The sequence below is a fragment of the Gilliamella sp. ESL0405 genome (assembly GCF_019469205.1).
Lineage (GTDB): Bacteria > Pseudomonadota > Gammaproteobacteria > Enterobacterales > Orbaceae > Gilliamella.
Window position 1 is genome coordinate 1809093 of the sequence record NZ_CP048265.1, and the last position, 25284, is coordinate 1834376.

The following is a 25284-nucleotide window of genomic DNA, read 5'->3' on the forward strand; positions in this document are numbered from 1 at the left end:
CGCCAATTATTATTGGCGGGTATTTAATTGTTTGTATCGTTCAATCACTTCAATTCAGTGATACTGACTGATTATTCAACTTCCGGTTGTTCCGTTTGATCGGATGTAATTGTAATAATTTCCGGTGATTGGCCAATAGCAAATATCGATGGGCGATACATAGACTCAACATATGGATTTGGCACCACAAAATTACCCGGTGTCACTGCTCTTACAAGATATGCGACACGCTTGTGATAAGTATATTGGTCATTACTTGTGTAGCCATCAACATCAACTGCCGCCACATATCTATCATCGCGGAACTCTTGATATTTCACATTACTGCTATCTTCACCATCGAGTAAGTTAGCAAGTTGAGGTAGTGATGATAGATTAATACTGCTATTAGTTAAGTTTTGATTTTCAAGTTCTAAACCAGCAGGTAAGTAATCGATAATCATTGCATCAGGAATATCTTTTTTGCTTGATACTTCTAACACAACCGCCATTAAACTATTTATTTTTAATTCAGAAGGATCAATTTTATTGCCTTTCAAATCATAATAACTACGTTCAATTTTAATCTCATTACCTGTTTCTGTTGGTACAGGTGGAATTTTATTATAACCAGATACCGTCAATTTAACATAAAGCAGTTTATCATTTTCTGTATTGGTTAGGGTTAATCCATCAATGAGATCATCATAGTCATAAGATTTGTTTAAAGTTGAACCCGCATTTTCGGTTTCCGAATTAATTTTAAACGTAAAGCTATCTTTACCACTATTTTCCTCAACTGACAGACCTGCAATAAATAAAGCCCCCAATTCTTGAGTTGATAAATAACGATTATCCATGAGTAAATCGGATAAAGTAACATGATAATCAGAGATATTATTAGAACTTATTTGGTTACTAACTAATAATGCCAATACTAATGCATTATCACGTATTTCACTGCCATAATCTCCAACCCATTCATCTGTATCTTGATAAGAAGTCTTCATTGCTGTTTGAAGCATATCTTCATAGATTGTTTCAAAACCCGCTTTTTTAGCCGCAACAGCTAACTGCAAGACAGGTAAAGGTGATATTACGAAATTCTCGTCGTTTCTTTTGACTTGTTGATACAAAGAATTGATTTCGTTACGCACCGATGAGTCAAGTTGATTTTGTTTAGCTAATACCATTAAGGCATAAGCTTTAATAGCAAGTTGATTATAATGAATGACTTTACGACTACGATAATAATTATCTCTATCATCTATTGATGAGTTGTCATAAACATATTTTTTAAGTTGAGAAACTGCTTTGTCAAGTGGATACCAAGGAACGTCATAGCCTCGTTCTTTCGCTTCCAACAAGAAGTCTGTTGCATACACAGTTAGCCAAAACTCTTCTTCACTTTCACTACTCCACAATCCAAAACCGCCATTATCTCGTTGCATACCTAATATGCGTGAAATGCCTCTTTGAATTTTCGAACGGCGAGTTTCATTTGATTCTGTAGCAATTCCCATCGCTGCAAGAGCGGAGTTATTAGCAAATAAAGAAGGATATAATCCGCTGACTGTTTGCTCTAAACAGCCATAAGGGTATGCATATAACTCTTTAATGTATTGTGCAATATTAAGTGGTGGTGTAGTTGAGACAACCAATTTTGCATCAACTGAATTACTAATCAAATCATTTAAGACATTAGTATCCATTTTCCACTTCTCGCCACTATCAAGTGCAAATACATAATTTATGTTAGTAGGAGAATAACCAGGTCTGACACCGATTGTCCATTGATCATTAGTTTCATATTTATGATTTTCATCACCTATTTGTTTAATATTGGTATTTACAGAAAAATGCCCTAAACCATAATCGGCGGTAACCGGAATGTATATGATATCTTTTTGTAGACTATCAAGTGTCACTTCAGTTGTTTGAGATAAATCCGGGAATATTAACCCATCACTTGAAATGTTTACTTGCAAAGTTTGCTTTTCATCGGTCATATTATGTAACTTCAAAGCTAATAATGCTTTATCGCCACCAGCCATGAATCGCGGTTTAGTTAACTCGACAACAATCGGTGCTGCAATGGTCATAGTTTGTTCAGCTTTACCAAAACGGTCATCATCCCATGCTTGCGCCATAATGCGAAGTTCACCATTAAATTTTGGTAATGGTAAGTCAATTATGCCTTCGCCATTCTCATCAAGTTGAACGGTATCGAGTTGTTGAGCAATAATTTTAACATCATTTAGTGGTTTCTTCTTACTGTTTTCAAATACGGCATCACCACCAAAGCTGAGATTTACATTTCGACCCGAGCCTTCAATTAATCTGCCATAAACATCATAATAATCAACATCAAAACGTTTACGACCTAAGAAGTAGGCATAAGGATCAGGTGTGGCAAAATTAGTAATATTTAATACACCAGAATCCACTGCTGATACCAGAACAGTTATATTGCTATCTTCCTTAATAAATTGTTTATCCAATTTAATTTTAACCGGAATAGTTTGTTCAGGCTCTGTTTTTGCTGGTAAATCCATAGTAAAAGTTAATTGGCGTTCGCTAGTATCGATAGGTAAATAAAGTAAACCAATTGCACGTTTTACTGTCTGAACTTTACTATCAGTTGTCGGGCGTACGATCATCGCATTAATGTAAACATCATGACGTTCCCAATTTTCAACTGGTATTTCAACCTCAAGCCCTTGTTCATCAATCGTGATATCTTTCTTCCAAATCGTTCCATCATTAGTTTCGAGTGAAATATAGCCCGAACCTGCAACTGGTGCTTGAACATGAACTTTAGCTATATCGCCTGGTTTATAGCCTTTTTTATCAATACTTAATTTCACTTGATCTGGGCGTAAAGCATTTGTACCATCAGTATTATCTTGCCAATCATAGCCTGACCAAAAACGCAAGCTTGATTTCGCACCTGTTTTGTTATCAACAACCTCAATTAAATATGAACCATATTCATTAGGTTGAAAACTTACTCTTGCAACATTATCAGAGGCAATCGATAATTGTTCTTCTTGAACGATAAACTGATTGGTTTTATATTCTTGTCTCCATCCACCATAATTCTCCCAAGACCAATAATAATTACGGCGTTCTCTGATAATGCGTGTGGTAAGATTATTGGTCGCCAATTTTTCACCGTCGGTATTGATGTACGCTATATCAAATTCAGCGGTCTTATCCTTATCTATTGTGTAGCGTTCATTATAACTATCTGATCTATAATTATAATATTCGCTTTTAGAAAACATTGGACGGATAGCTGGCATGTTTTCTGTTGGCCAAACCTGTTGAGTTGCGTTACGAGTAACAGGTCGACCGCCAGGATCGAGTAAACTAACTGACAAACCAATTAATGTTGGTTCTTTAAAGTCTTCTGATGAAGTCTTTATTACTGTCTCACCATTTGAATCTAATTTTTTTTCTTCATCGAAAAGTTCATCAAAATCTCTATCTTCAATATACTGACCTATTATGAAATCATTTAAACCGGCAAGCTTATCAATTTTTTTCATGTATGCTCTTACTTCAATCGTATTGCCCGAAGTTGGAGCCCCATATAGATAACGACCTTTAATATCAAATTTAACATCTTCATTAGCTAATATAGGTTTAGATGACGACGAATTAATGTCCAAAGCCATTCGTTCCGGCAAAAATTCTTCTACATTAAAATAGGTAATATTTTCTTTATCATCACCCACATTAAATTGAAGCGACCATTTACCGGTTGCTGCATCAAGAGGGATAGTATATTTGAATTGATATAATCCATGGTTATCAGATTGACTTGGTATAGAACCACTCCCAATAGATCGTCCTTCTGGTGTTTTTATTTCAACAACAATTGGTTGATCAGGTAATATCTGACCGTCGGCATTACGCAATAGCGCATTGTAAAAGATTGTTTCACCAGGACGATATAAATCACGAGGACCAAAAACAAAAAGTTGTTTATCCCTATATCGATCACCGGAAAGATTAAAATCCGTCAGATTTAAACCATTAAATCTGACGTCAACAAATGAAATTTGCTGATCATCGCTTGCCGTCAAATAATAATAACTGCTATCTGGCATTGCAATTTCTGCATAACCTTCTGCATCAGTTCTTACAGTGATAGGGCCTTTACTATCATCAATGCTATGTAATGTTATTTTAACATTGCCTAATGGTGCTCCATCATCTAGTGCATGGGTCATTACCAGTAGATTTTTATTTGAATACTTATGAACTGAAATACCAATATTACTAATTGAAAAAACAGAGGATGGAGCGGCTCTGACGAGATCGCCAGTCTTAGTCATTATCGCTAAATAGACACCTTCTTCTTTAAGCTCAGGTATATTAGAAATATTAATTAACATATTTTCCTGAACATTTGGTTTAGGATTTAGCTCAAAGCGAGAGGAATAAACTAAATCGAAATATTGTTTCATATAATTAAAATCATAAGCATCAACAGAAGTTGATAGACCACGCATGTTCGAAAAAAAAGAGACGAATTTTTCTGGCTTCACTTTAAAAAAATTAATATCAACTTTATTGACATTCAACGTTGTTACAGGGATTCCACTCATTGATTTACTTGGTAGTAAAATACCTGAACTAGTAAATTTGATGATAGGCTCGCGAGAACTTGTCGTCAAATAAGTTTGATAAACACTTTGTAAATGACTGTCATTGATGCCTGATAGCAATTTATCAATTGTTAATAGTAATCTACGATTTGGTTCTAAATATCGAAGTCTTAATTGCAATCCATCGTTTGATAGTTCCCATGCACCATCAACAGTCCCTTTTTCAGTATCCACTAGTCTTAGTAAATTAGAAAAATTGAGTTGTGGATTAATAGGAACAGAGAAAGTAACGACCAATGTGCTTGAACCATCAATAATTGCTTCAGAAGCATCAATAACTTTCAATTGTTTGCCGTTATACTTTTGAATTAATTCAGATGTAGGCGAAAAATTCGGTTTGTTGGTGGATTGTTGTTCAGTGGGTGCAATAGAACTACTAGCCGACTGCATTTGGGAATTGTTATCGATTGGCTCACTTCCAACATTTTGATTCTGATTGCTATCATCGCAACCGGAAAGAGCCAGAAATACACTAAAAACAGCTAACTTCTTGATAAATTTCATTATTTCACCGTTCCTTAATTATTTTAATTTTCTTTGAATTATATATACTACTTTTTGTATATATTATGCACTGTACTGACCAATAGACAAAGCGCTTTCTAAAATATTTTGAAAAAAAGAGAATTAATGAATAACCCTTTTGAGATAAAGATTATTTAGAATTCGAATCTTTGAGAGAAAACTCATCTAAATGGGCAAAACATAAGATGAGTTTTTTAGGATTTTTTAATGATTTTAGCGGTTTAAATTCAAGTAAGTTAACTTAATTAAAGCAAAGAATTAAAATTGACTCACTTTAGGCTTCGAAATTAATCTTTTTAAGATCAAATTTAAAATTACACCATAAAGCGGTAAGAAGAATAATCCACAAATCAAAATTTTAAAACTATAGTCAATTGCAGCAATCTCGATCCAATGATTGGCCATAAATTCGTCGCTACTTTGATAAAAGGCAATGGCAAAAAAGACGATAGTATCTATACCATTACCTAACACCGCTGATGCCGAAGGCGCAACCCACCATGCTTTATTTTTGCGTAAATAATTAAACACAGTAATATCCATAAGCTGCCCAACCAAATAAGCGGCAAAACTGGCTAATGCTATTCGAAAAACAAAAGTATTAAAATCAGATAAAGCTGAAAATCCCATCCAATGCCCTTCAAAAAACACAACCGAAATGGAATAAGAGAACAGTAATGCCGGTATCATAACAACAAAGATAATTTTTCTGGCAAGACTAGCACCAAATACCCGAATGGTTAAATCGGTGGTTAAAAAGATAAATGGAAAGGTAAATGCTCCCCAAGTGGTATGAAAACCGAAGATATCAAATGGGATTTGTACCAGATAATTGCTTGATGCAATAACTAAAATATGAAAAAAAGAGAGCCAGCAAAGCGCCTTGCGCTGCTGAGCTGAATTAAATTTGTTCTGAAGTGTTTCAGAGTGAATATTCAAATACATATTCGTTTCCTTTTTTAAATGGGGTGAGAGAACCCATAATCTTTAACGTAAAAATGATGTAATTAAGGTTAAAAATGTCGGATAAGCCGAATTTAATTACATCGATATCTAATATTTTTAAATTGTTATAAAAAAATGCTTTTTATATAAAATAAAAGCAATCAACCAACAAATCACGACAATCAATAATCCAATAGCAAAAATGATCAGCGTTCTTTTCAAAATTTTAATTAGCAGAATCTTATTAAGCTTAAATTCTAATTTATTTAAGGAAATATAAGTCGACACTCCCATAATAAACATAAATAATGGAAAGATGAGATCGGCAAAAGTCAGCCCGTTCCATTTAGCATGCCTAAGTAAAGGATAAATAGCATTTGGCGACCCGGGATTATTCACTAAAATCATTCCTGCAATGGTCATTCCTCGCAATACATCCAATGAGACTAATCGTTGATGATTGTCAGACATGCATTTCCCCTTTAAATAATGCTATCTAGTGCTATGGGTTAGATACTCATTTAACCCTTTTTCACGTAACTCGCAACTAGGACACTGACCACATCCGCCGTCAACCCCATAATAACAAGTGTGAGTGTGTTGCCGGATATAATCAAGATAACCGAGTTTATCAGCCATTTCCCATGTTTGCGCTTTAGTCAGATACATTAATGGGGTGATGATGTTAAATGTGTAATCCAAGGCTAAATTCATCGAAACATTCATGGATTTAATAAAGATATCTCGACAGTCCGGATAACCACTGAAATCGGTTTCACATACGCCAATAATGATATCTTTAATACCTTGCTGTTTGGCATAACACCCGGCTAACAATAAAAATAGCATATTACGCCCGTCAACAAAGGTATTAGGATAATTCCCTTCTTGAGCTGATTTAATCTCTTGCGAGTCATCAATCAAGGCATTATTGGTCGTTTGTTTAATCACTGAAGTGTCAATGACGGTTTGCTTTACACCAAGATCGTCAGCAATCCATTTGGCTTTTTCAAGCTCAATGGCATGTCGTTGACCATATTGAAAGCTGATTGTTTCAACGTTTTCACGCCCATAATCAGCAATTGCTTGCAGTAGGCAAGTGGTCGAATCTTGCCCACCAGAAAATATCACAAGTGCTTTACGATGTTGCATTAAAAATTTCCTGTTAGGATGATGAGATTAACGATTATCGACTTTTTCAGGATAAAGATCGTGATTAGCTAAACGATTAAGCGCAATTTGTTCCCAGTTAGTGCCGGGTTTACCGTAATTTGCATATGGATCGATAGAAATACCGCCACGAGGTGTAAATTTACCCCAGACTTCAATGTATTTTGGATCCATTAATTTAATCAAATCTTTCATGATGATATTAATACAATCTTCATGATAATCACCATGATTACGGAAGCTGAATAAATAGAGCTTAAGTGATTTACTTTCGACCATTTTAATATTCGGCACATACGAAATATAAATCGTCGCAAAATCAGGTTGACCTGTGATAGGACAAAGGCTGGTAAATTCCGGGCAATTAAATTTAACAAAATAGTCATTACCGGGATGTTTATTGTCAAACGTTTCGAGAATTTCCGGACAATAGGTAGTTGGATAGCGAACAGACTGATCGCCTAGTAGTGTAACGTTACTCATAATTTTCCTTAGTTTTTTTGCGTGGGAGGTTTACGAACCACGTGATAAGGCGCACACCTTACCTTTTTTTGTTCTAAAAGTCCAGCCTGCTTGTGAATAACTAACTATAACGGTGTGAAGGCAAATTACACAGTATTTAAATGACACTGGATTTACATAGAAAACGCCGTCATTTTGCTTATTCAATATCAATGCGTATTAAGTTAATGAGTTGTCATCTTAAGCAAAATAACTCACACCGTTATTCTGCTTAGGATGACTAATTTGTCGGATAATAGAGATTAAAGCTTGCAAAAATAGCGTTTATTTCGATTTCAGTTCTTTGTAAAAATTGTCTAATTTGTCTTTAGCTTGCGCTAACTCTTTTTCAGCATCATTTAATTTCGAGGTTTTTTGGGCAATTTTTTGCTCATCGCCTTTGAGTTTTGCTTCAGCTAAATCTTTTTGTCGTTCGGCAACTTTTTCAGTTTTTTCATTAATATCTTTTTTATATTCGGCCTCTAAACTATCATCATTACAATGCATTTTGACATTTAATAATGCTTTTTCTAATCCTTGAACACGCTCAAGATTAGCGGTTTTTTGTGCCTCAGCAATTTGCGCTTCAATCGCCTCTTTTTTGCCGGCACAAGTCTGCCCTTGATGATCATCAACGTTTGCTGCACAAACACCTAGGGTAAGTGTTGTTAAAAATGAAAGCAGTGTAAACTTACTTACAGACGACTTAATTATTGATTTCATAATGTTTCCTCTTAAGTTTATTTTCTTAACTGCACACAATCCACTTGGTGATTCTTACCTTTTGTTAAAATTAAACTGGCTCTTTCACGAGTCGGTAAAATATTTTCAATTAAATTTAATTCATTAATCTCGTGCCAAAGCCGGTTGGCGATATTAATCGCTTCTTGTTCCGGGAGCTGAGAATAGTGATTAAAATAAGAGTTAGGATCACTAAATGCCCCTGCTCTGAATTTTAAAAAACGATTGACATACCAATCATGTAAAAGCGACAACTCCGCATCGACATAAATCGAAAAATCCACATAATCAGAAACAAATACCCGATTATTCGCTTGCGGATAGTTAATGGTGCCTTGTAACACGTTTAAACCTTCTAAAATAAGAATATCTGGGCTATCAACAATAATCTCTTCGTTTTCAACAATATCGTAAACTAAATGTGAATAAACCGGCGCTTTAACTTTCGCTTGACCGGATTTTACATCGGCCACAAAGTTGATCAGCTTTTTAATATCATACGATTGCGGAAAGCCTTTTTTATTCATAATACCTCGTTCTTCGAGATATTTATTGGGATATAAAAATCCATCAGTAGTCACTAATGCCACTTTTCGATGTTCAGGCCAACGTGTTAACAGCGCTTGTAATACGCGCGCTGTGGTACTTTTCCCTACAGCTACACTACCGGCAATGCTAATGACATAAGGTATTTTTTGGCTTTTACCTAAAAATTTGGCCAATACTGCCTGTCGACTAAAACAGTTGTTAATATAATAATTGAGCAATCTGGATAAAGGTAAATAGATTTCACTTACTTCATCCATAGATAGATCTTCATTAATCCCTTGTAAGGAGCTTAGCTCGGTTGAGCTTAAAGTCATTGGTACCGCATTACGCAAGCTTGCCCACTCTTGACGGCTAAATTGCATATAAGGGCTCAAATGATTGTTCATGTTATATTCTCACTGCTTCACACTAACAAATTATTGGGCTCAGATTATACACAATTGCCATTTTTTACAATCAGAATTTCACTTAGCGTGTTCATCATAGCTATATTTATCAGTTACTGTTAAAATATAGCAGGTAAATATTTAGTCAAATTAGACAGAGATTGTATGTTAAAAAATAAATCGAAACAAAAACCCAAAAAAACGCGTCAAGAGATTAATGAAGCATCTCGTGAATTGAAGCGTAAACGCAAACACAAAGGGTTACCGAGCGGCTCACGCTTTAATGGCGATAGTGACAATCGCCAAAAAAAGGCAAACTCAGTTAGTCAAGACCCTCGAATAGGCAGTAAAAAACCGATATCATTAGTGGTTGAACCACAAGCAACCCACACTCCGGCTGTTAAACAATCTAAGCCTGTTAAGCAAACCTTAACACCACAGCAAGAGCTAGAACAGTTGGAAAATGATCCAAAACTTGATCAGCTACTCGATCTGGTTGAACAAGATCATAAGCTAACTGCCGAACAGCAAAATTATCTGGATAAGCAATTAAATCGTATCGATCAATTGATGCAAGAGCTTGGTTATACCGACGAAGATTTTGACGAATTTGAAGACGAGCTAGACAAGAAAGAAGATATAGTCAGTTTGTTAAAGCGCAATTAATTCATCTTAACCATTTTTCAATTAAGTTGTAATATAATCAATATTATTGGGTAGAATATAATGACGGTTAGTTATATTCTACCTGTTAATTACACCTTAAATAGGTATTTTGATTATGAATAAATTTATTCCGGTGAGCCAATCATAATGCCAATGTTAATTATGTTAAGTTTATATTTTGGGTTATTTATTTGCGTGTTATTATTTTTACATAAGACCAATCGAATCAAAATGAAAACCAGATCGAAGACAAAATATAAAGCCACTGAAAAAGGTTATAAAAAAAGCAATGTCAAATTCAGGTTTAAATCAAAATAATCCCACGCAAACTCAGTTATGGGATCAAGCATTAATTGAAAAATACAATTATTCCGGCCCACGTTATACCTCTTATCCAACGGCGCTCGAGTTTAATGAGAGTTTCAATGAGCAAGATTTTATCACCGCAGCGACACGCTATCATGATCGCCCATTATCGCTCTATATCCATATTCCGTTTTGCCATAAACTTTGTTATTTTTGCGGATGCAACAAGCTCATCACCCGGCAAACACACAAAGTTACCCAATATTTAGATGCGCTTGATGTAGAGATCGAAAGTCGTGCCCCGCTATTTAAAAACCGCACCGTATCACAAATGCACTGGGGAGGCGGCACCCCTACCTTTTTAACCGATGAGGAAATAGCACGACTTATGGCATCGCTTAAGCAGCATTTTCATTTTGCTGATGATGCCGAGCTATCGATTGAAATCGATCCACGTGAAATAACGCCCGATACAATCGACCATTTAGCTAATTTAGGCTTTAACCGATTAAGTATGGGAATTCAAGATTTTAATCATGAAATCCAAAATTTAATCAATCGTGAACAGGACGAAAACTTAATTCGTCAATTGATAAAACAAGCACGTAAAAACCATTTTGCTTCAATCAGTTTAGATTTGATTTATGGTTTACCCAAACAGACGGTTGCAAGTTTTACCGAAACGTTAAATAAAGTGATTGATATCTCGCCGGACAGACTAAGCGTATTTAACTATGCTCATTTACCTTCACGCTTTGCTGCTCAACGTAAAATTAAAGACCATGATCTGCCGAATGCAAGCGAAAAACTGCAAATCTTACAAACCAGTATTGAAAAATTAACGCAATCAGGTTACCAATTTATTGGTATGGATCATTTTGCTAAACCGAGCGACGAACTCGCCATTGCCCAACAACAAAATAAACTCCACCGTAATTTTCAAGGCTATACCACACAAGGAGAAGCTGACTTATTAGGACTTGGGGTATCGGCGATTAGTATGCTTGGCGATAGTTATGCGCAAAATCAAAAAGATCTCAAGATTTATCAAAATCAGATTGCTACAAAAGGTAATGGTTTATGGAAAGGGTTTAATTTAAGCCTTGATGATAAGATCCGCCGTGATGTTATTAAGCAACTCATTTGCCATTTTTACTTAGATAAAACCACTATTGAGCAACAATATCATATTGTATTTGATGACTATTTTGCTCAAGATCTCGCTTTGTTAAAACCGCTTGAAAGCGACGGCTTAGTCACCATTAGTCAACATGTTATTGAAGTGCAGCCAAAAGGTCATTTATTGATTCGCAATATCTGTATGTGCTTTGATACCTATATGCGCCGTATGGCTCGTCAGCAACAGTTTTCAAGGGTGATTTAACGTTAGACAGAGTAATTTTAGATAGCCTTATCATTGCAACACAGCAGTAGGTAAAGCATGACAGCCCAAATTGTTATCTACTGAAGATTTCGGTTTTAGATTTGTTGCTAAATCTTTTCCCTACTTTCTCCAATTGCCTTTAGTGCTAATATCAATCGAGAAAATTGACCAATTGTTGCTTTGATTAAATTGACTTTCAATCAAAGCAACATACCTTCTTAGTGACTGGCTAAATAGACTTTAAATTTAGTTGTTTGTGCAATCAATTCAACACTTTTAAACGTTTCATCTAAAATGGCTTGATACGGTAAAAATGAGTTTGCCACAATACATAGATAGCCATTAAGTTTAAGATGCTTTTTAGCTTCTTTGATCAAGGTATTAACAGCGGTATAGCTGGTTTCCTTGCCGTCATGGAAAGGCGGATTAGAAATAATCAGATGATACTTATCCGTTAAATTGGAAAAGACATCACTGGCCACCACTGTTCCTTTAAGCTGATTTGCAGCTAACGTCGCATTGCTTGAAGCAAGCGCTGCACTACTTACATCAGATAACGTTAAATCAACGTCCGGATTGAGTTTGCCGATGACGGTTGATAAGATCCCCGATCCGCACCCAACATCCAATACTTGACCTTTGACAATATCTTGCCGGTCAAGCAGTGCATTTAGCAGTAATTCACTTCCGGCATCTAACCCTTTTTGGCTAAACACGCCCGGCAAACTTTTTACTTCAATATCATGATTATCAATGGTTAAATGATAAGTTAACCACCATTGGCTAAGCTCGAATGCTAACCGGCTTTCAGCTTGAAAATGGTACAAGCCACAGCGCCTTGCGCTATCAATTTTTTGGATTGTGCCAAAATCGGCCAACAGTGCTTCAACACTTTTTACACCTGTTCTGTTCTCACCGACGATAAAAATATCGCTGCCTTTAGGCATATTATGCAATAAATAAGAGAGCTGAAACTGGGCTTCACTTTTGGTTTTTGGCCAATAATAGATAAGTGTATCCATGCCAACATAAAACTCAGCTTCGGGCAGTAATGAGAAGCTGATCTGTGCACGATGACTATTTTTTAAACGCAAATAAGTATGAAACTGCGTGCAATGAATTTTGACCTGTTTAGCGGATAAAACAGTTGGGTAGCTATCTTGAATATCGCCAGCGATGATCACATTTTTATCGTTAAAAAATGTTTGATGTCGTTCAATAACCTGGCTGGCGGGAGTGTAAGCAGATGTTGCCATATTACCTCAATGAAAAAACCTTTATAATTTTAGTGGATGATTATACAATTAAGCCCTCTTAATCTCTAACAAAAAAACCGTAATTGATAATGACTGAACAAGATTGGTATCTGCAACAATGCCAAATTACGCAGTACGTTTTGCGTAAACCAACTGTTTTTAAAGGCGAAATGGCAACACAGATTAGCGAACAAATCCGTTTAATTGTGGTTGCCGAACAAAAACCGATGCAGAAAATCTATTTTGATATTTTAAAAGCCATTAATCTTGACCAAGACCAAGTATTGGTGCTCACTCCTGCGCAGTTAATCGTATCGCCTGATGATATCAAACAAGTGGTTTGGTTTATTGATACACAACCAGATGAGCGCTGGCAAAATCAGTTAATTATCACAACCACCAGTTTAGAGACACTTGCTAATGCACCACAACAAAAACGCCAACTATGGCATCAATTATGTCAATATGAAGACTATTTCCACCCTAACTGAAGCTGATTTAGACGAGGCGTTTGCTTTAGAAAAGCGTTGTCATGCTATTGCATGGTCACAACAGACGTTTTTTTCGAATCAAGGAGAGCGCTATTTAAATTTTAAAATCACTATCGATAATAAAATTGTTGGTTTTTGTATTTGCCAACAGGTGGCCGATGAAGCGAATTTATTTAATATTGCTGTTGATCCTGATTACAGAAATCAAGGATTTGCTAAAGCACTACTTAGCCACTTAATTGATCAGTTAATGGCAATAACGACCCCAATGCCAATTTCAACCCTTTGGTTGGAAGTCAGGCAATCAAATACCGCTGCCATTAATTTATATCATTCACTGGGCTTTAACCAAATAACTATCCGCAAAAATTATTATCCAACCACTGATGGTAAGCCAGAAGATGCCATAATCATGGCATATACATTAGCCCTATAAGGCGTTCAAGGAGGGTGTGATGAAAAAACAGCAGGCATTACTTTTTGTTAATGGTGAGCCGCCAGAGCATTACCCTATAGATCTTCAAAACTATCAATATATTGCTTGTACTGACGGCGCTTACCATAATTATCTGTCGCAAACAGCAATCATCCCCGATTTTATTATTGGTGATTTAGATAGTTTTGATGCTAAGAGCTCCGTGCCTTGCACAACCCAAATTATTTATACTCCCGATCAAAATAAGACTGATTTTGAAAAAGCGATCTTATTTCTTGCCGATAAAGGCATAACAACCTTTACGGTATACGGCGCTGCCGGGCGCAGCAGTGACCATTTTTTAGGTAATTTATCGGTGGCGCTGCAATATCATCAGCAGTTTAATATCACTTTTTATGACAATAGTTGTCACTTCTTTTTTGCCAAATCCGGACAAACAATTCATAAAGTAAAAGATCGGATTATTTCCTTACTGCCATTTTGCCAAGCGACCGGCGTGAGTGTGACCGGTGTTGCCTATCCATTAATTAATCAAAATTTAACTTTTGGTGGGTTGGTGAGTGTACGCAATAAAGCCATTTCAGACGTAGTTGAAGTTGTTATTGAAACAGGTACGTTACTAATTTTTATTGAAAATTTTTACTTAAGCAATTGACAATAACATTTACACTACTTTACAATATACTTACAATATATATAATTTATTATCAATTAAGGGTTTTAAACCATGTGTCTGAAAAAATATTCTTTACTTATATGTGCAACGCTCGCTTCATATGCGGTGAGTGCTCAAGCAGATGAGCAACACGGTCACACAGATAAGATCATTGATACATTTCTTGCATGTGATAACCAGTTTTTTGAACAATTAGCGGATAATAAAACACTTTTCAATGAATATATTGATTTAACTACTGAAGAAAATGTCACCTTTATTCCGGTAAAATCTGTTGTTGAACCAGATAAATATACAGCAACGTTTAAGAAAGCTTTAAGCTATCGTGGTTTAACCATTACCGGCTATCAAAATATTTATATCCCAACAGCGTTATCAGGCCAGTTTTATTATTGGGGCTTTATCTTTGATAACAGCGAAGATGAGATAAAAAAAGCATTAAGTGAAATAAAATGGAATGGCTATAATACCGATGTGTATATCGCCAATTCAAAAATTTACAATTCTAATACTAAAGTATGGCAGGACAACCCATATTCTATTGACGGCGTCATTCCTAAACAAGGAACTGTTGAAAAATCGCTTTATTTGGAACCATTTACCGATAATCAAAATCGAATAATGTGCTCTATTCAAGGTGATGTGAAAAAAAGTATCCTTTATGCAAGCCGCCCGGATATGAGACCGATTGATATAAAACTGGAAGGCGAACGTCGTGAAAAATCTGAAGCATTAAGAATTCAAAAGGAACGCCAAAAAGCCCCGGAAACACAAACTAATTCGACTCCCAAAAATAATATCCCTAAAGACGGAGACAACATTTAATGAAAACACTAAGTCTATTATTCATGCTGATCTCTTTTTCAGCAATAGCTCATGTTATGTCAGATGATGAAAACATCAGTGAAAATCTCCAAGATAAAATCGAAGTAGAGAATCACGGCAAAGCGTTAACAGAAGAAATGGATAAAGGAAATTTGACAACAATAATCCATCGTTTCATTCCATTAACAAAATTGAATCAAGGTGAATCAGTCGGGCAATCGTATCTTGATCGAATATCGATCAAATTACACAGTTATAATCCAAAAATACGGATGATTGACGAGTATATCAACTACTCGCCGGCGTTAGTGCAAGAAAACCATGAAACAGGCAAAAAATATTATAGTTCCATTAAAATCGAATATTTTCTTAACTGCGATAAAATGGAGTTAGCGAAAGGCAAAGCTGAGATGTACCAAGCTGAATATGGTCAAGGCGAATTGATTGAAAGTGTTAATCTCCTTAATCGTTGGATTTCGCCAAAACATGACAGCCATGAACATAAGATACTGCTTATTTCATGTTCATTACCAATCTAGCATTAATACCTTCACTTATTTTACGCTGACCGCCAGGGCGGTGGCAGAGCGTAGGCATTTATGTTAATATCGATACATTGATTATCTTGATAAAACAGTATTTGTATGAATATCCAGCAATTCCACGCTATTACTGAACAATTGTTTAATGAAATTGAACTCTTTTTAGATGATTATGCTGATAAACATGATGTCGATATTGATTATGAAACTAACGGCAATGTGATGACGATCAGTTTTCCAAATGGCAGTAAAATGATCATTAACACGCAAGAGCCGCTATTTCAAGTTTGGCTGGCAACAGCTCGTCAAGGCTATCATTTTGATTATGTCAATGAACAGTTTATCTGTAACCGTTCCGATCAAAGCTTTACAACTATTTTTAGCCAAGCGGTCACAGAGCAAGCAGAACAATAGAACTCAAAGCCAAAAAGGGAACAAATATGATCGATTTGTTCCCCTTTTTTTAATCGATTTTACTTTCGTGTATTAGCTTATAATAAGGTTAGATTAGCCAGTTTAACCACCAGCCATTTAATCCCTTCATTCACAAAAGCGATCTGTACCCGTCTGTGGTCACCTTCACCGTCAAGATTGACAATTGTGCCTTCACCAAAGCGGTTATGTTTGACTTTGCGTCCTAAAGTATAACCGTCGCTTTCACGGCTTTTTTCCCAATAAGATTTTTTACGCTCTTGATAAAATTGTTCATCTTTCGTTAACTCATGGCCAGCGCCAGAGCGATGGGTTAAGTTGCCTCGATAACTAATTTCATTGAGATTATCAACCGGCAATTCAGCAAGAAATCTTGACGGTAAATTACGCTCTTCACGTCCATATAAACGTCTTAGTTCCGATAAAGTCAAGGTTAAGCACTTGCGCGCTCTGGTGATCCCAACATAAGCCAAACGCCGCTCTTCTTCCATTCTATCGGTTTCTTGCGAAGATTTCTGAGCCGGAAATAGCCCCTCTTCTAATCCAACAATAAAGACATTATCAAATTCCAAGCCTTTAGCGGCATGCAGTGTCATCAATTGCACACAATCTTGATCTTTTATCACATCCCGACTTTCAAGCGAAGTATAAGCTAAAAATGACTCTAACACGGTAAGGGTTTCACCTGTTTGGCTATCTTCAATCACAGCATTTTCATTAGTGCGATAAAACTGTTCAGCAGCTGAAACCAGCTCTTCGAGATTTTCTAATCTTGATTGCCCTTTAATGCCCGGCTCTTGTTCGTACATTTGCAGTACGCCGGATAATTTAAGTATCACATCAAGTTGCTGATAAAACGGCAGGTTATCAACTTCATGATAAATGGAGTCGATCAGTTCCAAAAAGCGACTTATGCCTGAGCGTTGCCTTTCCGTTAATGCATTCATCTGTATCAACTTCAAACAGGCATTCCATAGCGAGATTTGATGTTGGTTAGCCGTCAGCCTGATCTTATCTAATGTAACTTGTCCTATCCCACGACTAGGCGTGTTGACGGTGGCTTCAAATGCCATGTCATTATTGTGATCGTGCAATAAACGTAGGTAGGCTAGCGCTAATTTCACCTCTTGCCTTTCATAAAAGCGGATAGATCCATAGATCTGATACGGCAAGCCATTTTGCAATAACGTGTCTTCAAAGATACGAGATTGAACATTATTGCGATATAAGATCGCACAGCTAGCGTATTTTTCCCCTTCTTCATGCCGCTTTTTGATTTGACCAATAACAAATCGTGCTTCGTCAATATCATTAAACCCAACATAAAGTGAAATTTTTTCACCGTCACCGCTATCAGTCCATAAATTTTTACCTAGCCGGTTTTGATTTTTAGCGATTAACTCATTTGCCGCCTGTAAGATAATGCCGGTTGATCGGTAATTTTGTTCAAGGCGAATAATCTCCGTATCCGGATAATCTCGGATAAACAGTTGTAAATTATCAGCATTGGCGCCTCGCCAACTGTAAATGGATTGATCATCATCGCCAACAATCATCACATTAGCGGTATCGCCCGCTAGTTTTTGCACAAACTGGTATTGAATTTGGTTAGTATCTTGAAATTCATCGATTAAAATATTCGAAAAACGCTGATGACAATAATTCAACACGTCTTTATCACGGCATAATAGCTCATATGCCCTTAAGATTAATTCAGAAAAATCGACATAACCAACACGATCACAAATCGCTTGATAATCACGATAAATCGTCTGCCACATCACTTGTTTTGGGTCTTCCGGGGCAATGTCATTGGCTCTAAGCCCTTTCTCTTTTTGCGAGGAGATAAAACCAGCACACTCTTTAGGTGACCACTGCTTTTCATCAATTTTTAATTCACGAAAGATGCGTTTAATTAGCCGAATCTGATCTTCGGAATCAATCAGTTGAAAGTTAGAAGGTAGATGCGCTTGTTTAGCAAACATGCGTAATAAACGGTGTGTTAAACCATGAAAAGTACCCACCCACATACCGTTGAAATAACCTTCACCCACTATAGCTTGTATCCGCTCTTGCATTTCAGCAGCAGCTTTATTGGTAAAAGTTACAGCAAAAATGGAGTTAGGCGAATAGTGTTTTTCAATACAAAGCCAGGCAATGCGGTGGACTAAAACACGTGTTTTACCACTGCCCGCACCGGCAAGCACAATGGTGTATTGGTTGTCGGTTGTGACGGCATTTTGTTGTTCAGTATTGAGGTCATCTAATAATGATGTTTTTATTTCCACTATATCTTAACCTATTGCCCTATTAGCAAGCGCTAATTAGCCTTAATTTAATAAAAACGATGAATATATATATTTTTAATTCTGAATGTTTTGTTGAATCTAATCAAAAGGGATCTTAAGATAGGTTTCTGGTTAACAATAACGTCATAATACTGTTAACTTCACTGTCTATTTATACAGATACCGATTAGATTATAACAGATTATCTAATTCTGGCAATTGTGTTATTTCAATATGCGGCAAACATCTGGCATCGGCGAGTTGAAAAATATCTTTGGCAAAAATATTTATCCAACAGGCTAAAAATCCACTATTGATTGCACCATTGAAATCGGTTGATAAATTATCGCCAACATGTAAAATTTGGTCAGCTGGCAGTGCTAGTTTTTGCGCTGCTAACTCAAATATTTCCGGAAAGGGTTTTGATCGCCCGTCGGCACCGCCTCGTAATGAGAACTGAAAATAATCATTTAAACCAATTTTGTCAATTTCAACATTACCATTGGTGATGACAGCTAAAGGATATTTTGTTGCGAGTTGAGTTAATAATTGATGCGTTACGTTGGGGACATGCATTTTGTGACGCCAAAAAGTAAAACACGCCATTGCTTCATCCGTTATTGCCGGGATTTGCACCGGGCTTACTTTGGCTTTAGTTAAAACAGAGCTAATGGTTTTAATTCGCCAAACAATGACATCATGGTAAATTTCCGGATCAAGCGCTAACATTGCTTTTTTTTCGGCATGAAAATCCGCTAAGGTTAAATGTTGTAAGGCATCATATTTTTGTAAAACCTTAATCATCTGCGCTTCGGCATTTTCAACAATCAAACTATTGTCATATAAGGTATCGTCAAGATCAAAAGTGATGGCTTTGATGCAATGGATTGAACGATAAAAATGCATTATTTTTTTCCTCTTTTGGCTCTTGGGTGTGCGGCATCATAAACTTCAGACAGATGTGAAAAATCCAAATGAGTGTAGACTTGCGTTGTTGATAAGTCCGAATGCCCAAGTAGCTCTTGCACTGCTCGCAAATCACCGCTGGATTCTAACATATGAGTAGCAAATGAGTGGCGTAATTTATGTGGGTGAACATGTGCGCTTAAACCTTGTTTCACGCCCCATTGAGCAAATCGTTTTTCCACGTTGCGGGCTGAAATTCTTTTACCTAATTTGGAAATAAACAGCGCATCATCTTGTGGCGCTAAAAAATCCCGCATTGATAGCCAATGTTTAATCCATTTAATCGATTCTCGCCCTAACGGTAATTTGCGCTCTTTATTACCTTTCCCCATTACCCGTACTTCACCGTCTTGCAAATTCAGCTCCCGACAATTAAGGTTGACTAATTCAGACAGTCGCAAGCCGGAACCGTACATCACTTCAAGCATGGCTCTATCACGCACTGAGAGCGGGTCGTTATATTCAATATTAAGCAGTTGATTGATTTCATCGATATCGATATTTTTTGGCAGATGTTGCCCTAACTTAGGATTTAAAACACTTCGAGCAGGATTGGCGCTAACCAGATCACACTTAATCATCCAATCATAAAAGCTACGCAAGGCGGATAAGCGTAATGACAGACTTCTTGCCTGCAATCCAGCCCGTTTACTCTGACTGATTAATAATCTGACGGCTGATGAATCGAGATCTTGCCAGCGGGCTATCTCGCTATCTTTTATTAAGCTGATAAGTGCATAAAGTTGGCGTCGATAATTAATTTGAGTATTTAAACTGAGCTGTTTTTCAGATTTTAAATAATCTAGAAATTGTTCAACCGGCTGAGTTAATAATGGTAAACCATGTTGTGCAGATTGATCCATTACGATTCCTTACTTTTTACGCATTACCCATCTTTCAATTAAAATGGGTAATATTTCGCAGATTTTTTCTAAAAGTAATGTGCCTTGTCCTGCTTGATAATGCTGTGAATCCGGACTGGTAAAGATTAAAAGACCTAAATCACCAAATTTACCAAATAATGATAACGCCACCGATCCAATATAACCATGTGTTGGAAATAAAAAATCGACTTCTGTTGAATTTAACCTGCCTAAATAATATTGGCTATATTGTAGATGCCTAACACGGATAAAATCAAACTGTGAAGCGTTTAAAGCGAGGTTGTGATAGTTTGACGGCGCATTTAGTAACCATTTGTCATCAAACAGATATAAATAAGCGCCGCTAAGTCCTAGCGCTTTTGCCCAGCTATTGAGCGAGAGGATAAGTTCATCTAAGCTATTGGCTTTGATTAATTGAAGCTGTAAGTACAGCATATCACTAAATAGTCGTTCATTAGCGATAGCGTGCTCCATTAATAATGTGATTTCAGATTCCAACTGGCTGATTTTATTACGCTGCCTTGCCATGTGCCATTCGGGTAAGGAAATAATCCCCCGCACCGGATGCGGTACCCGCATCTGTTCAATACGTGCCGCATTACGGATAAAAAAATCCGGATTATCGATAATATATTGACTGACAATTTCATCATTTAATTCAATCGCTGAATTTTGATGCTCAGCGCATTTTGCGCTCTCTATCTGGGTATCTTTAGCAACCATAATCAACTTCTATTGTTTTATCATTAGTAAGATTTATTTTCGTTATGCGATAAACGCCAGTTTTCGTACCAAAATATGGCTAAATTTGATTATCACAAAATCGACTATACTGCTATAAATCCGTCATAAACGTGTGTCGCCGGACCTGTCATAAACAGCGGGTGATCATCGCCTTTCCATTCAATCAGTAATTTACCGCCCGGCAAATTCACATTGACACTTTGATTTAATAAGCCTTGATTAATCCCGACAGCAACGGCTGCACAAGCGCCCGTCCCACAAGCTTGAGTTTCGCCAACGCCACGTTCAAAGACCCGCAAATTGATATTATTGCGATCGATAATGTGCATAAAGCCAATATTAGCCCGCTCCGGAAAGCGTTCATGCTGTTCTAATAATGGCCCTATGGTTGCCACAGCGGCAGTGACAATATTATCCACTTGTACAACGCAATGTGGATTACCCATTGAGGCAACACCACATAAAATAGTCTGCTCTTGCGCCCGAATGATATAAGTCTTCTCTTCTTTATTGGCTTTAAAAGGAATTTTATTCGGTTCAAATATTGGTGTGCCCATATTGACCCGCACGGTTTCATCATCGTTGACGGTTAATACGATGTTGCCTTTCATTGTGCTAACTTTTAAGACTCGTTTTTTGGTTAAGCCTTTTAATCGAACAAAACGGGCAAAACAGCGTGCACCATTTCCACACTGTTCCACTTCGCTACCGTCCGAATTAAAGATTCGATAATGAAAATCACTCTCTGGCGAGTAAGGTGGCTCAACAATGAGTAATTGATCAAATCCAACGCCGGTATATCTATCGGCCATACGTTTAATCATTTCAGCAGAAAGATGAACATTTTGCGTCACCGCATCAATAACCATAAAATCATTACCGAGTCCATGCATCTTTGAAAAGTTCATCTTTGTCTACCTTCTGTATTAACACACTGTTTTTTTTATTTTATTATAATTAATGGCTATCACCTATTTTGTTTAGCCACAAACTGTCAATTGTTTGCTAAGTCAATCTACCATTGAAACAATCATTAAACCTGTTCACCACGCCATAAATCATCAAACGTTTCACGTTCACGAATGATTTTATGTTGATCATCAATCAACATCACTTCGGCGGGGCGTGGATGACTGTTATAGTTTGATGCCATACTAAATCCATAAGCGCCAGCACTGCATATCACTAACAGATCATCTTGTTTAACGCTAAGCTCACGTTGATAAGCTAAAACATCACTCGATTCACAAATGGGTCCAACGACATTATAAACATAGCTTTGATCGCAAGATTGTGGCGCTTTTGCCGGTAATACTTTCATCCAAGCTTGATAAAGCGCTGGTCTGATTAAATCATTCATACCCGCATCAACAATAGCAAAATGCTGATCATCTTGATGTTTAGTATATTCAACTTTAGTAATCAATATGCCACTATTGGCAACAATAGATCGCCCCGGTTCAAAGAGAATTTCCAGTTCAGGATAAGGGGCTAATTTTTGTTTTAATGCGGTAATAAGGGCTGATATTGAAGGGGGCTTTTCGTTATCATAACACACGCCCAGGCCGCCACCTAAATCGATATGTTCAAGGGTGATGTTATGCGCTTTGAGCTTATCAACTAACGCTAAAATCCGATCAGCAGCATCAACAAAGGGTGATAGTTCTGTCAATTGCGAGCCGATATGGCAATCAACACCGACTATTTTAATATGAGGTAATAATTGCGCTTTTTGATAAGTTTCTAACGCTAATTGATAGCTGATTCCAAATTTATTTTCCCGTAATCCGGTTGAAATATAAGGGTGGGTTTTTGCGTCAACATCGGGGTTAACTCGTAACGAAATGGCGGCAATTTTACCTAACTGTTCGGCTATTTCGTTAATGCGGTATAGTTCCGCTTCGGATTCAACATTAAAGCATTTAATACCAACTTCTAAAGCCCGTTTGATTTCAGCAACAGATTTTGCTACACCGGAAAAGACAATTTTTTTCGGATCGGCTCCGGCCTTTAAAACACGTTCCAGCTCGCCTTGTGAAACAATGTCAAATCCAGCACCTAATTTAGCTAATAAGCTTAATACCGATAGATTGCTATTTGCTTTTATCGCATAACAAATTAAGTGCTTACATTCTGATAGTGGCGCTTGATAAGCCTTAAACTGCTCAACTATATCATCTGCCGAATAAACATATAATGGCGTCCCATAGTGCTCAGCCAGATCTGTTATAGCAATGTTTTGAGCCAATAATTGGCCATTGCGATAATGTAGAAAATCCATATTTGCTTCCTGTTAAACTATTTTAATAACATAAAAGAAATGCTCGATTGATAAGAGTTATTGGTAGGATGATAAAGAGGCCCTTTTAACCCACAGCCAACTAAAGTCAATACGACTAAACATAGAGAAAATAATTTTATTGTAGATTGCATAGATTATTCACAATTTATTCAATTTGATAATTGTTATCTATATTACACGATAGCCCTATTCGTGCAAAGAATAAATCTCGATAACTTAACTTATTATCAAGGTTTTTGGCAGAAATTGGTAAATTGGTAGGCATTTGTTATAGGCTAATATAGGTTAATATTTGAGCGATAAATTGTGAGGGGATTAAAGGTGGAGTGGTTTTTATATGGAAACGTGGGTGTTTTCTGAAAGTTCTGGTCAAAGATTTGTGTTTTTTGCTTAAACACCTATATTTTTGAAAGTTTTTGACAAGGTTTTTATTTCGTTAAAAGTTGCGGGTTTTTGGTTTGTAGGTTTCGGACGCTGTTAATTGGTTGATATTTTCAGTTCAGTGCCTGCGTCCGAATAGGGGGATTTTTTGCGAAATCCCCCTATACCCCCTCGCAGCTCCACCCAAAGCGGTCTTCGACTACCCTCCGCCTTCGTTCGGTCTTGACGCACCAGCGCTGATTTGTTCCGAACAAAGCAGCGCCTCGCCAAACATCCCTGTTTGGCGTGCTAACCTCGCTCAGTTGTCGGCGCTTTGTGAAGGTGCGGTCTGGTGCACTTGTTTGCTTTTGGGAAAAGTAGAGGTATGGGTTTTGGGATATTTTAAAAATATCTTAAATTTTTGTTTTTATACTTAAACGTAGGTATTTTCTGAAACTTCTTGTCAATGTTTTGGTTTTTTGCTTAAACGCCTATATTTTCTGAAAGTTTTTGACAAGTTTTTTACTTTCTTTGAAAGTTGCGGGTTTTTGGTTTGTAGGTTTCGGACGCTGTTAATTGGTTGATATTTTCAGTTCAGTGCCTGCGTCCGAATAGGGGGATTTTTTGCGAAATCCCCCTATACCCCCTCGCAGCACCACCCAAAGCGGTCTTCGACTGCCCTCCGCCTTCGTTCGGTCTTGACGCACCGGCGCTGATTTGTTCCTGACAAAGCAGCGCCTCGCCAAACATCCTTGTTTGGCGTGCTAACCTCGCTCAGTTGTCGGCGCTTTGTGAAGGTGCGGTCTGGTGCACTTGTTTGCTTTTGGGAAAAGTAGAGGTATGGGTTTTGGGATATTTTAAAAATATCTTAAATTTTTGTTTTTATACTTAAACGTAGGTATTTTCTGAAACTTCTTGTTAATGTTTTGGTTTTTTGCTTAAACGCCTATATTTTCTGAAAGTTTTTGACAAGTTTTTTACTTTCTTTGAAAGTTGCGGGTTTTTGGTTTGTAGGTTTCGGACGCTGTTAATTGGTTGATATTTTCAGTTCAGTGCCTGCGTCCGAATAGGGGGATTTTTTGCGAAATCCCCCTATACCCCCTCGCAGCACCGCCCAAAGCGGTCTTCGACTGCCCTCCGCCTTCGTTCGGTCTTAACGCACCGGCGCTGATTTGTTCCCGACAAAGCAGCGCCTCGCCAAACATCCCTGTTTGGCGTGCTAACCTCACTCAGTTGTCGGCGCTTTGTGAAGGT

22 protein-coding genes, 1 pseudogene and 1 riboswitch are annotated in these 25284 nt (G+C 37.1%); of the genes and pseudogenes, 8 read left to right on the forward strand and 15 right to left on the reverse strand.

Features of this window, described 5'->3' with window-relative positions:
- Positions 1-71 precede the first annotated feature (71 nt).
- From GYM74_RS07885 to coaA, 7 genes and pseudogenes are all read right to left on the reverse strand, one after another.
- Positions 72-5159: an alpha-2-macroglobulin gene (locus GYM74_RS07885; RefSeq protein WP_220217683.1), complete on the reverse strand. Its 5088-nt coding sequence runs from the start codon at positions 5157-5159 to the stop codon at positions 72-74.
- Between the two features lie 279 nt (positions 5160-5438).
- Positions 5439-6125: a 7-cyano-7-deazaguanine/7-aminomethyl-7-deazaguanine transporter gene (locus tag GYM74_RS07890; protein WP_220217684.1), complete on the reverse strand. Its 687-nt coding sequence runs from the start codon at positions 6123-6125 to the stop codon at positions 5439-5441.
- 153 nt (positions 6126-6278) lie between these two features.
- Positions 6279-6596: pseudogene (locus tag GYM74_RS07895) on the reverse strand (heparan-alpha-glucosaminide N-acetyltransferase domain-containing protein); the annotation flags it as partial.
- A gap of 21 nt (positions 6597-6617) precedes the next feature.
- The gene (queC, locus tag GYM74_RS07900; RefSeq protein ID WP_220217686.1) at positions 6618-7277 is read right to left on the reverse strand and encodes a 7-cyano-7-deazaguanine synthase QueC; all 660 of its coding nucleotides are present in this window, start codon (positions 7275-7277) and stop codon (positions 6618-6620) included.
- A 27-nt stretch (positions 7278-7304) separates the two neighbouring features.
- On the reverse strand, positions 7305-7778 hold the full coding sequence (queF, locus tag GYM74_RS07905) for a preQ(1) synthase (RefSeq protein WP_220217687.1): 474 nt from the start codon (positions 7776-7778) through the stop codon (positions 7305-7307).
- A gap of 2 nt (positions 7779-7780) precedes the next feature.
- Positions 7781-7825, reverse strand: a riboswitch (PreQ1 riboswitch).
- 256 nt (positions 7826-8081) lie between these two features.
- Positions 8082-8519, reverse strand: coding sequence for a DUF1090 domain-containing protein (locus GYM74_RS07910; RefSeq protein ID WP_220217688.1), 438 nt, complete (start codon positions 8517-8519; stop codon positions 8082-8084).
- Positions 8520-8536: 17 nt separating this feature from the next.
- Complete coding sequence (coaA, locus tag GYM74_RS07915) at positions 8537-9472, reverse strand: type I pantothenate kinase (RefSeq protein ID WP_220217689.1); 936 nt, start codon at positions 9470-9472, stop codon at positions 8537-8539.
- 165 nt (positions 9473-9637) lie between these two features.
- Between coaA and yihI the strand changes: the two genes are divergently transcribed.
- Positions 9638-10138 carry a Der GTPase-activating protein YihI gene (yihI, locus tag GYM74_RS07920; RefSeq protein WP_220217690.1) on the forward strand — a complete coding sequence of 167 codons (501 nt, stop codon included), beginning with the start codon at positions 9638-9640 and terminating at the stop codon, positions 10136-10138.
- Positions 10139-10427: 289 nt separating this feature from the next.
- Positions 10428-11828, forward strand: a complete 1401-nt coding sequence (gene hemN, locus GYM74_RS07925) for an oxygen-independent coproporphyrinogen III oxidase (RefSeq protein ID WP_220217691.1) — start codon at positions 10428-10430, stop codon at positions 11826-11828.
- Between the two features lie 218 nt (positions 11829-12046).
- On the opposite strand, the gene rsmC is transcribed toward hemN, so the two are convergent.
- Complete coding sequence (gene rsmC / locus GYM74_RS07930) at positions 12047-13084, reverse strand: 16S rRNA (guanine(1207)-N(2))-methyltransferase RsmC (RefSeq protein WP_220217692.1); 1038 nt, start codon at positions 13082-13084, stop codon at positions 12047-12049.
- A gap of 89 nt (positions 13085-13173) precedes the next feature.
- Between rsmC and GYM74_RS07935 the strand changes: the two genes are divergently transcribed.
- The 6 genes from GYM74_RS07935 (at position 13174) to cyaY (ending at position 16468) form a co-directional block, all read left to right on the forward strand.
- The gene (locus GYM74_RS07935; protein ID WP_220217693.1) at positions 13174-13575 is read left to right on the forward strand and encodes a DNA polymerase III subunit psi; all 402 of its coding nucleotides are present in this window, start codon (positions 13174-13176) and stop codon (positions 13573-13575) included.
- Positions 13550-14011 carry a ribosomal protein S18-alanine N-acetyltransferase gene (gene rimI / locus GYM74_RS07940; protein WP_255556107.1) on the forward strand — a complete coding sequence of 154 codons (462 nt, stop codon included), beginning with the start codon at positions 13550-13552 and terminating at the stop codon, positions 14009-14011. The genes GYM74_RS07935 and rimI overlap by 26 nt, the downstream gene beginning before the upstream one ends.
- 19 nt (positions 14012-14030) lie before the next feature.
- Positions 14031-14666: a thiamine diphosphokinase gene (locus GYM74_RS07945; RefSeq protein ID WP_220217695.1), complete on the forward strand. Its 636-nt coding sequence runs from the start codon at positions 14031-14033 to the stop codon at positions 14664-14666.
- Positions 14667-14738: 72 nt separating this feature from the next.
- Entirely contained in the window at positions 14739-15512 is a 774-nt protein-coding gene (locus GYM74_RS07950) for a hypothetical protein (protein WP_220217696.1), read from the forward strand.
- Positions 15512-16051 (forward strand): surface-adhesin E family protein, encoded by a 540-nt coding sequence (locus GYM74_RS07955; protein WP_220217697.1) that lies wholly within the window; start codon positions 15512-15514, stop codon positions 16049-16051. Before GYM74_RS07950 ends, GYM74_RS07955 begins: the two co-directional genes overlap by 1 nt.
- Before the next feature lie 105 nt (positions 16052-16156).
- Complete coding sequence (gene cyaY, locus GYM74_RS07960) at positions 16157-16468, forward strand: iron donor protein CyaY (RefSeq protein ID WP_220217698.1); 312 nt, start codon at positions 16157-16159, stop codon at positions 16466-16468.
- A gap of 77 nt (positions 16469-16545) precedes the next feature.
- Here cyaY and uvrD read toward each other — a convergent pair whose 3' ends face one another.
- The 7 genes from uvrD to GYM74_RS12415 all read right to left on the reverse strand — a co-directional run bounded on the left by uvrD (position 16546) and on the right by GYM74_RS12415 (position 23801).
- Positions 16546-18768 (reverse strand): DNA helicase II, encoded by a 2223-nt coding sequence (gene uvrD / locus GYM74_RS07965; protein ID WP_370634062.1) that lies wholly within the window; start codon positions 18766-18768, stop codon positions 16546-16548.
- Between the two features lie 198 nt (positions 18769-18966).
- Positions 18967-19680: a 5-amino-6-(5-phospho-D-ribitylamino)uracil phosphatase YigB gene (gene yigB / locus GYM74_RS07970; RefSeq protein ID WP_220217700.1), complete on the reverse strand. Its 714-nt coding sequence runs from the start codon at positions 19678-19680 to the stop codon at positions 18967-18969.
- Positions 19680-20603 carry a tyrosine recombinase XerC gene (gene xerC, locus GYM74_RS07975; protein ID WP_220217701.1) on the reverse strand — a complete coding sequence of 308 codons (924 nt, stop codon included), beginning with the start codon at positions 20601-20603 and terminating at the stop codon, positions 19680-19682. The genes yigB and xerC overlap by 1 nt, the downstream gene beginning before the upstream one ends.
- Positions 20604-20612: 9 nt before the next feature.
- Entirely contained in the window at positions 20613-21347 is a 735-nt protein-coding gene (locus GYM74_RS07980; protein ID WP_220217702.1) for a DUF484 family protein, read from the reverse strand.
- A gap of 104 nt (positions 21348-21451) precedes the next feature.
- Complete coding sequence (gene dapF, locus GYM74_RS07985) at positions 21452-22276, reverse strand: diaminopimelate epimerase (RefSeq protein WP_220217703.1); 825 nt, start codon at positions 22274-22276, stop codon at positions 21452-21454.
- 125 nt (positions 22277-22401) lie between these two features.
- Positions 22402-23649 carry a diaminopimelate decarboxylase gene (lysA, locus tag GYM74_RS07990; protein ID WP_220217704.1) on the reverse strand — a complete coding sequence of 416 codons (1248 nt, stop codon included), beginning with the start codon at positions 23647-23649 and terminating at the stop codon, positions 22402-22404.
- Positions 23650-23666: 17 nt separating this feature from the next.
- Positions 23667-23801: a lipoprotein gene (locus tag GYM74_RS12415; protein WP_220217705.1), complete on the reverse strand. Its 135-nt coding sequence runs from the start codon at positions 23799-23801 to the stop codon at positions 23667-23669.
- Positions 23802-25284 lie beyond the last annotated feature (1483 nt).

What these genes read in the sequence shown, in the direction of transcription:
- coaA (WP_220217689.1), bottom strand. Translation starts at nt 9,472, where the DNA reads ATGAACAATCATTTGAGCCCTTATATGCAATTTAGCCGTCAAGAGTGG.
- GYM74_RS07945 (WP_220217695.1), top strand. Translation starts at nt 14,031, where the DNA reads ATGAAAAAACAGCAGGCATTACTTTTTGTTAATGGTGAGCCGCCAGAG.
- queF (WP_220217687.1), bottom strand. Translation starts at nt 7,778, where the DNA reads ATGAGTAACGTTACACTACTAGGCGATCAGTCTGTTCGCTATCCAACT.
- hemN (WP_220217691.1), top strand. Translation starts at nt 10,428, where the DNA reads ATGTCAAATTCAGGTTTAAATCAAAATAATCCCACGCAAACTCAGTTA.
- GYM74_RS07890 (WP_220217684.1), bottom strand. Translation starts at nt 6,125, where the DNA reads ATGTATTTGAATATTCACTCTGAAACACTTCAGAACAAATTTAATTCA.
- lysA (WP_220217704.1), bottom strand. Translation starts at nt 23,649, where the DNA reads ATGGATTTTCTACATTATCGCAATGGCCAATTATTGGCTCAAAACATT.
- GYM74_RS07950 (WP_220217696.1), top strand. Translation starts at nt 14,739, where the DNA reads ATGTGTCTGAAAAAATATTCTTTACTTATATGTGCAACGCTCGCTTCA.
- yigB (WP_220217700.1), bottom strand. Translation starts at nt 19,680, where the DNA reads ATGCATTTTTATCGTTCAATCCATTGCATCAAAGCCATCACTTTTGAT.
- GYM74_RS07910 (WP_220217688.1), bottom strand. Translation starts at nt 8,519, where the DNA reads ATGAAATCAATAATTAAGTCGTCTGTAAGTAAGTTTACACTGCTTTCA.
- GYM74_RS07885 (WP_220217683.1), bottom strand. Translation starts at nt 5,159, where the DNA reads ATGAAATTTATCAAGAAGTTAGCTGTTTTTAGTGTATTTCTGGCTCTT.
- GYM74_RS07955 (WP_220217697.1), top strand. Translation starts at nt 15,512, where the DNA reads ATGAAAACACTAAGTCTATTATTCATGCTGATCTCTTTTTCAGCAATA.
- dapF (WP_220217703.1), bottom strand. Translation starts at nt 22,276, where the DNA reads ATGAACTTTTCAAAGATGCATGGACTCGGTAATGATTTTATGGTTATT.
- cyaY (WP_220217698.1), top strand. Translation starts at nt 16,157, where the DNA reads ATGAATATCCAGCAATTCCACGCTATTACTGAACAATTGTTTAATGAA.
- rsmC (WP_220217692.1), bottom strand. Translation starts at nt 13,084, where the DNA reads ATGGCAACATCTGCTTACACTCCCGCCAGCCAGGTTATTGAACGACAT.
- rimI (WP_255556107.1), top strand. Translation starts at nt 13,550, where the DNA reads ATGAAGACTATTTCCACCCTAACTGAAGCTGATTTAGACGAGGCGTTT.
- GYM74_RS12415 (WP_220217705.1), bottom strand. Translation starts at nt 23,801, where the DNA reads ATGCAATCTACAATAAAATTATTTTCTCTATGTTTAGTCGTATTGACT.
- yihI (WP_220217690.1), top strand. Translation starts at nt 9,638, where the DNA reads ATGTTAAAAAATAAATCGAAACAAAAACCCAAAAAAACGCGTCAAGAG.
- GYM74_RS07935 (WP_220217693.1), top strand. Translation starts at nt 13,174, where the DNA reads ATGACTGAACAAGATTGGTATCTGCAACAATGCCAAATTACGCAGTAC.
- xerC (WP_220217701.1), bottom strand. Translation starts at nt 20,603, where the DNA reads ATGGATCAATCTGCACAACATGGTTTACCATTATTAACTCAGCCGGTT.
- GYM74_RS07980 (WP_220217702.1), bottom strand. Translation starts at nt 21,347, where the DNA reads ATGGTTGCTAAAGATACCCAGATAGAGAGCGCAAAATGCGCTGAGCAT.
- queC (WP_220217686.1), bottom strand. Translation starts at nt 7,277, where the DNA reads ATGCAACATCGTAAAGCACTTGTGATATTTTCTGGTGGGCAAGATTCG.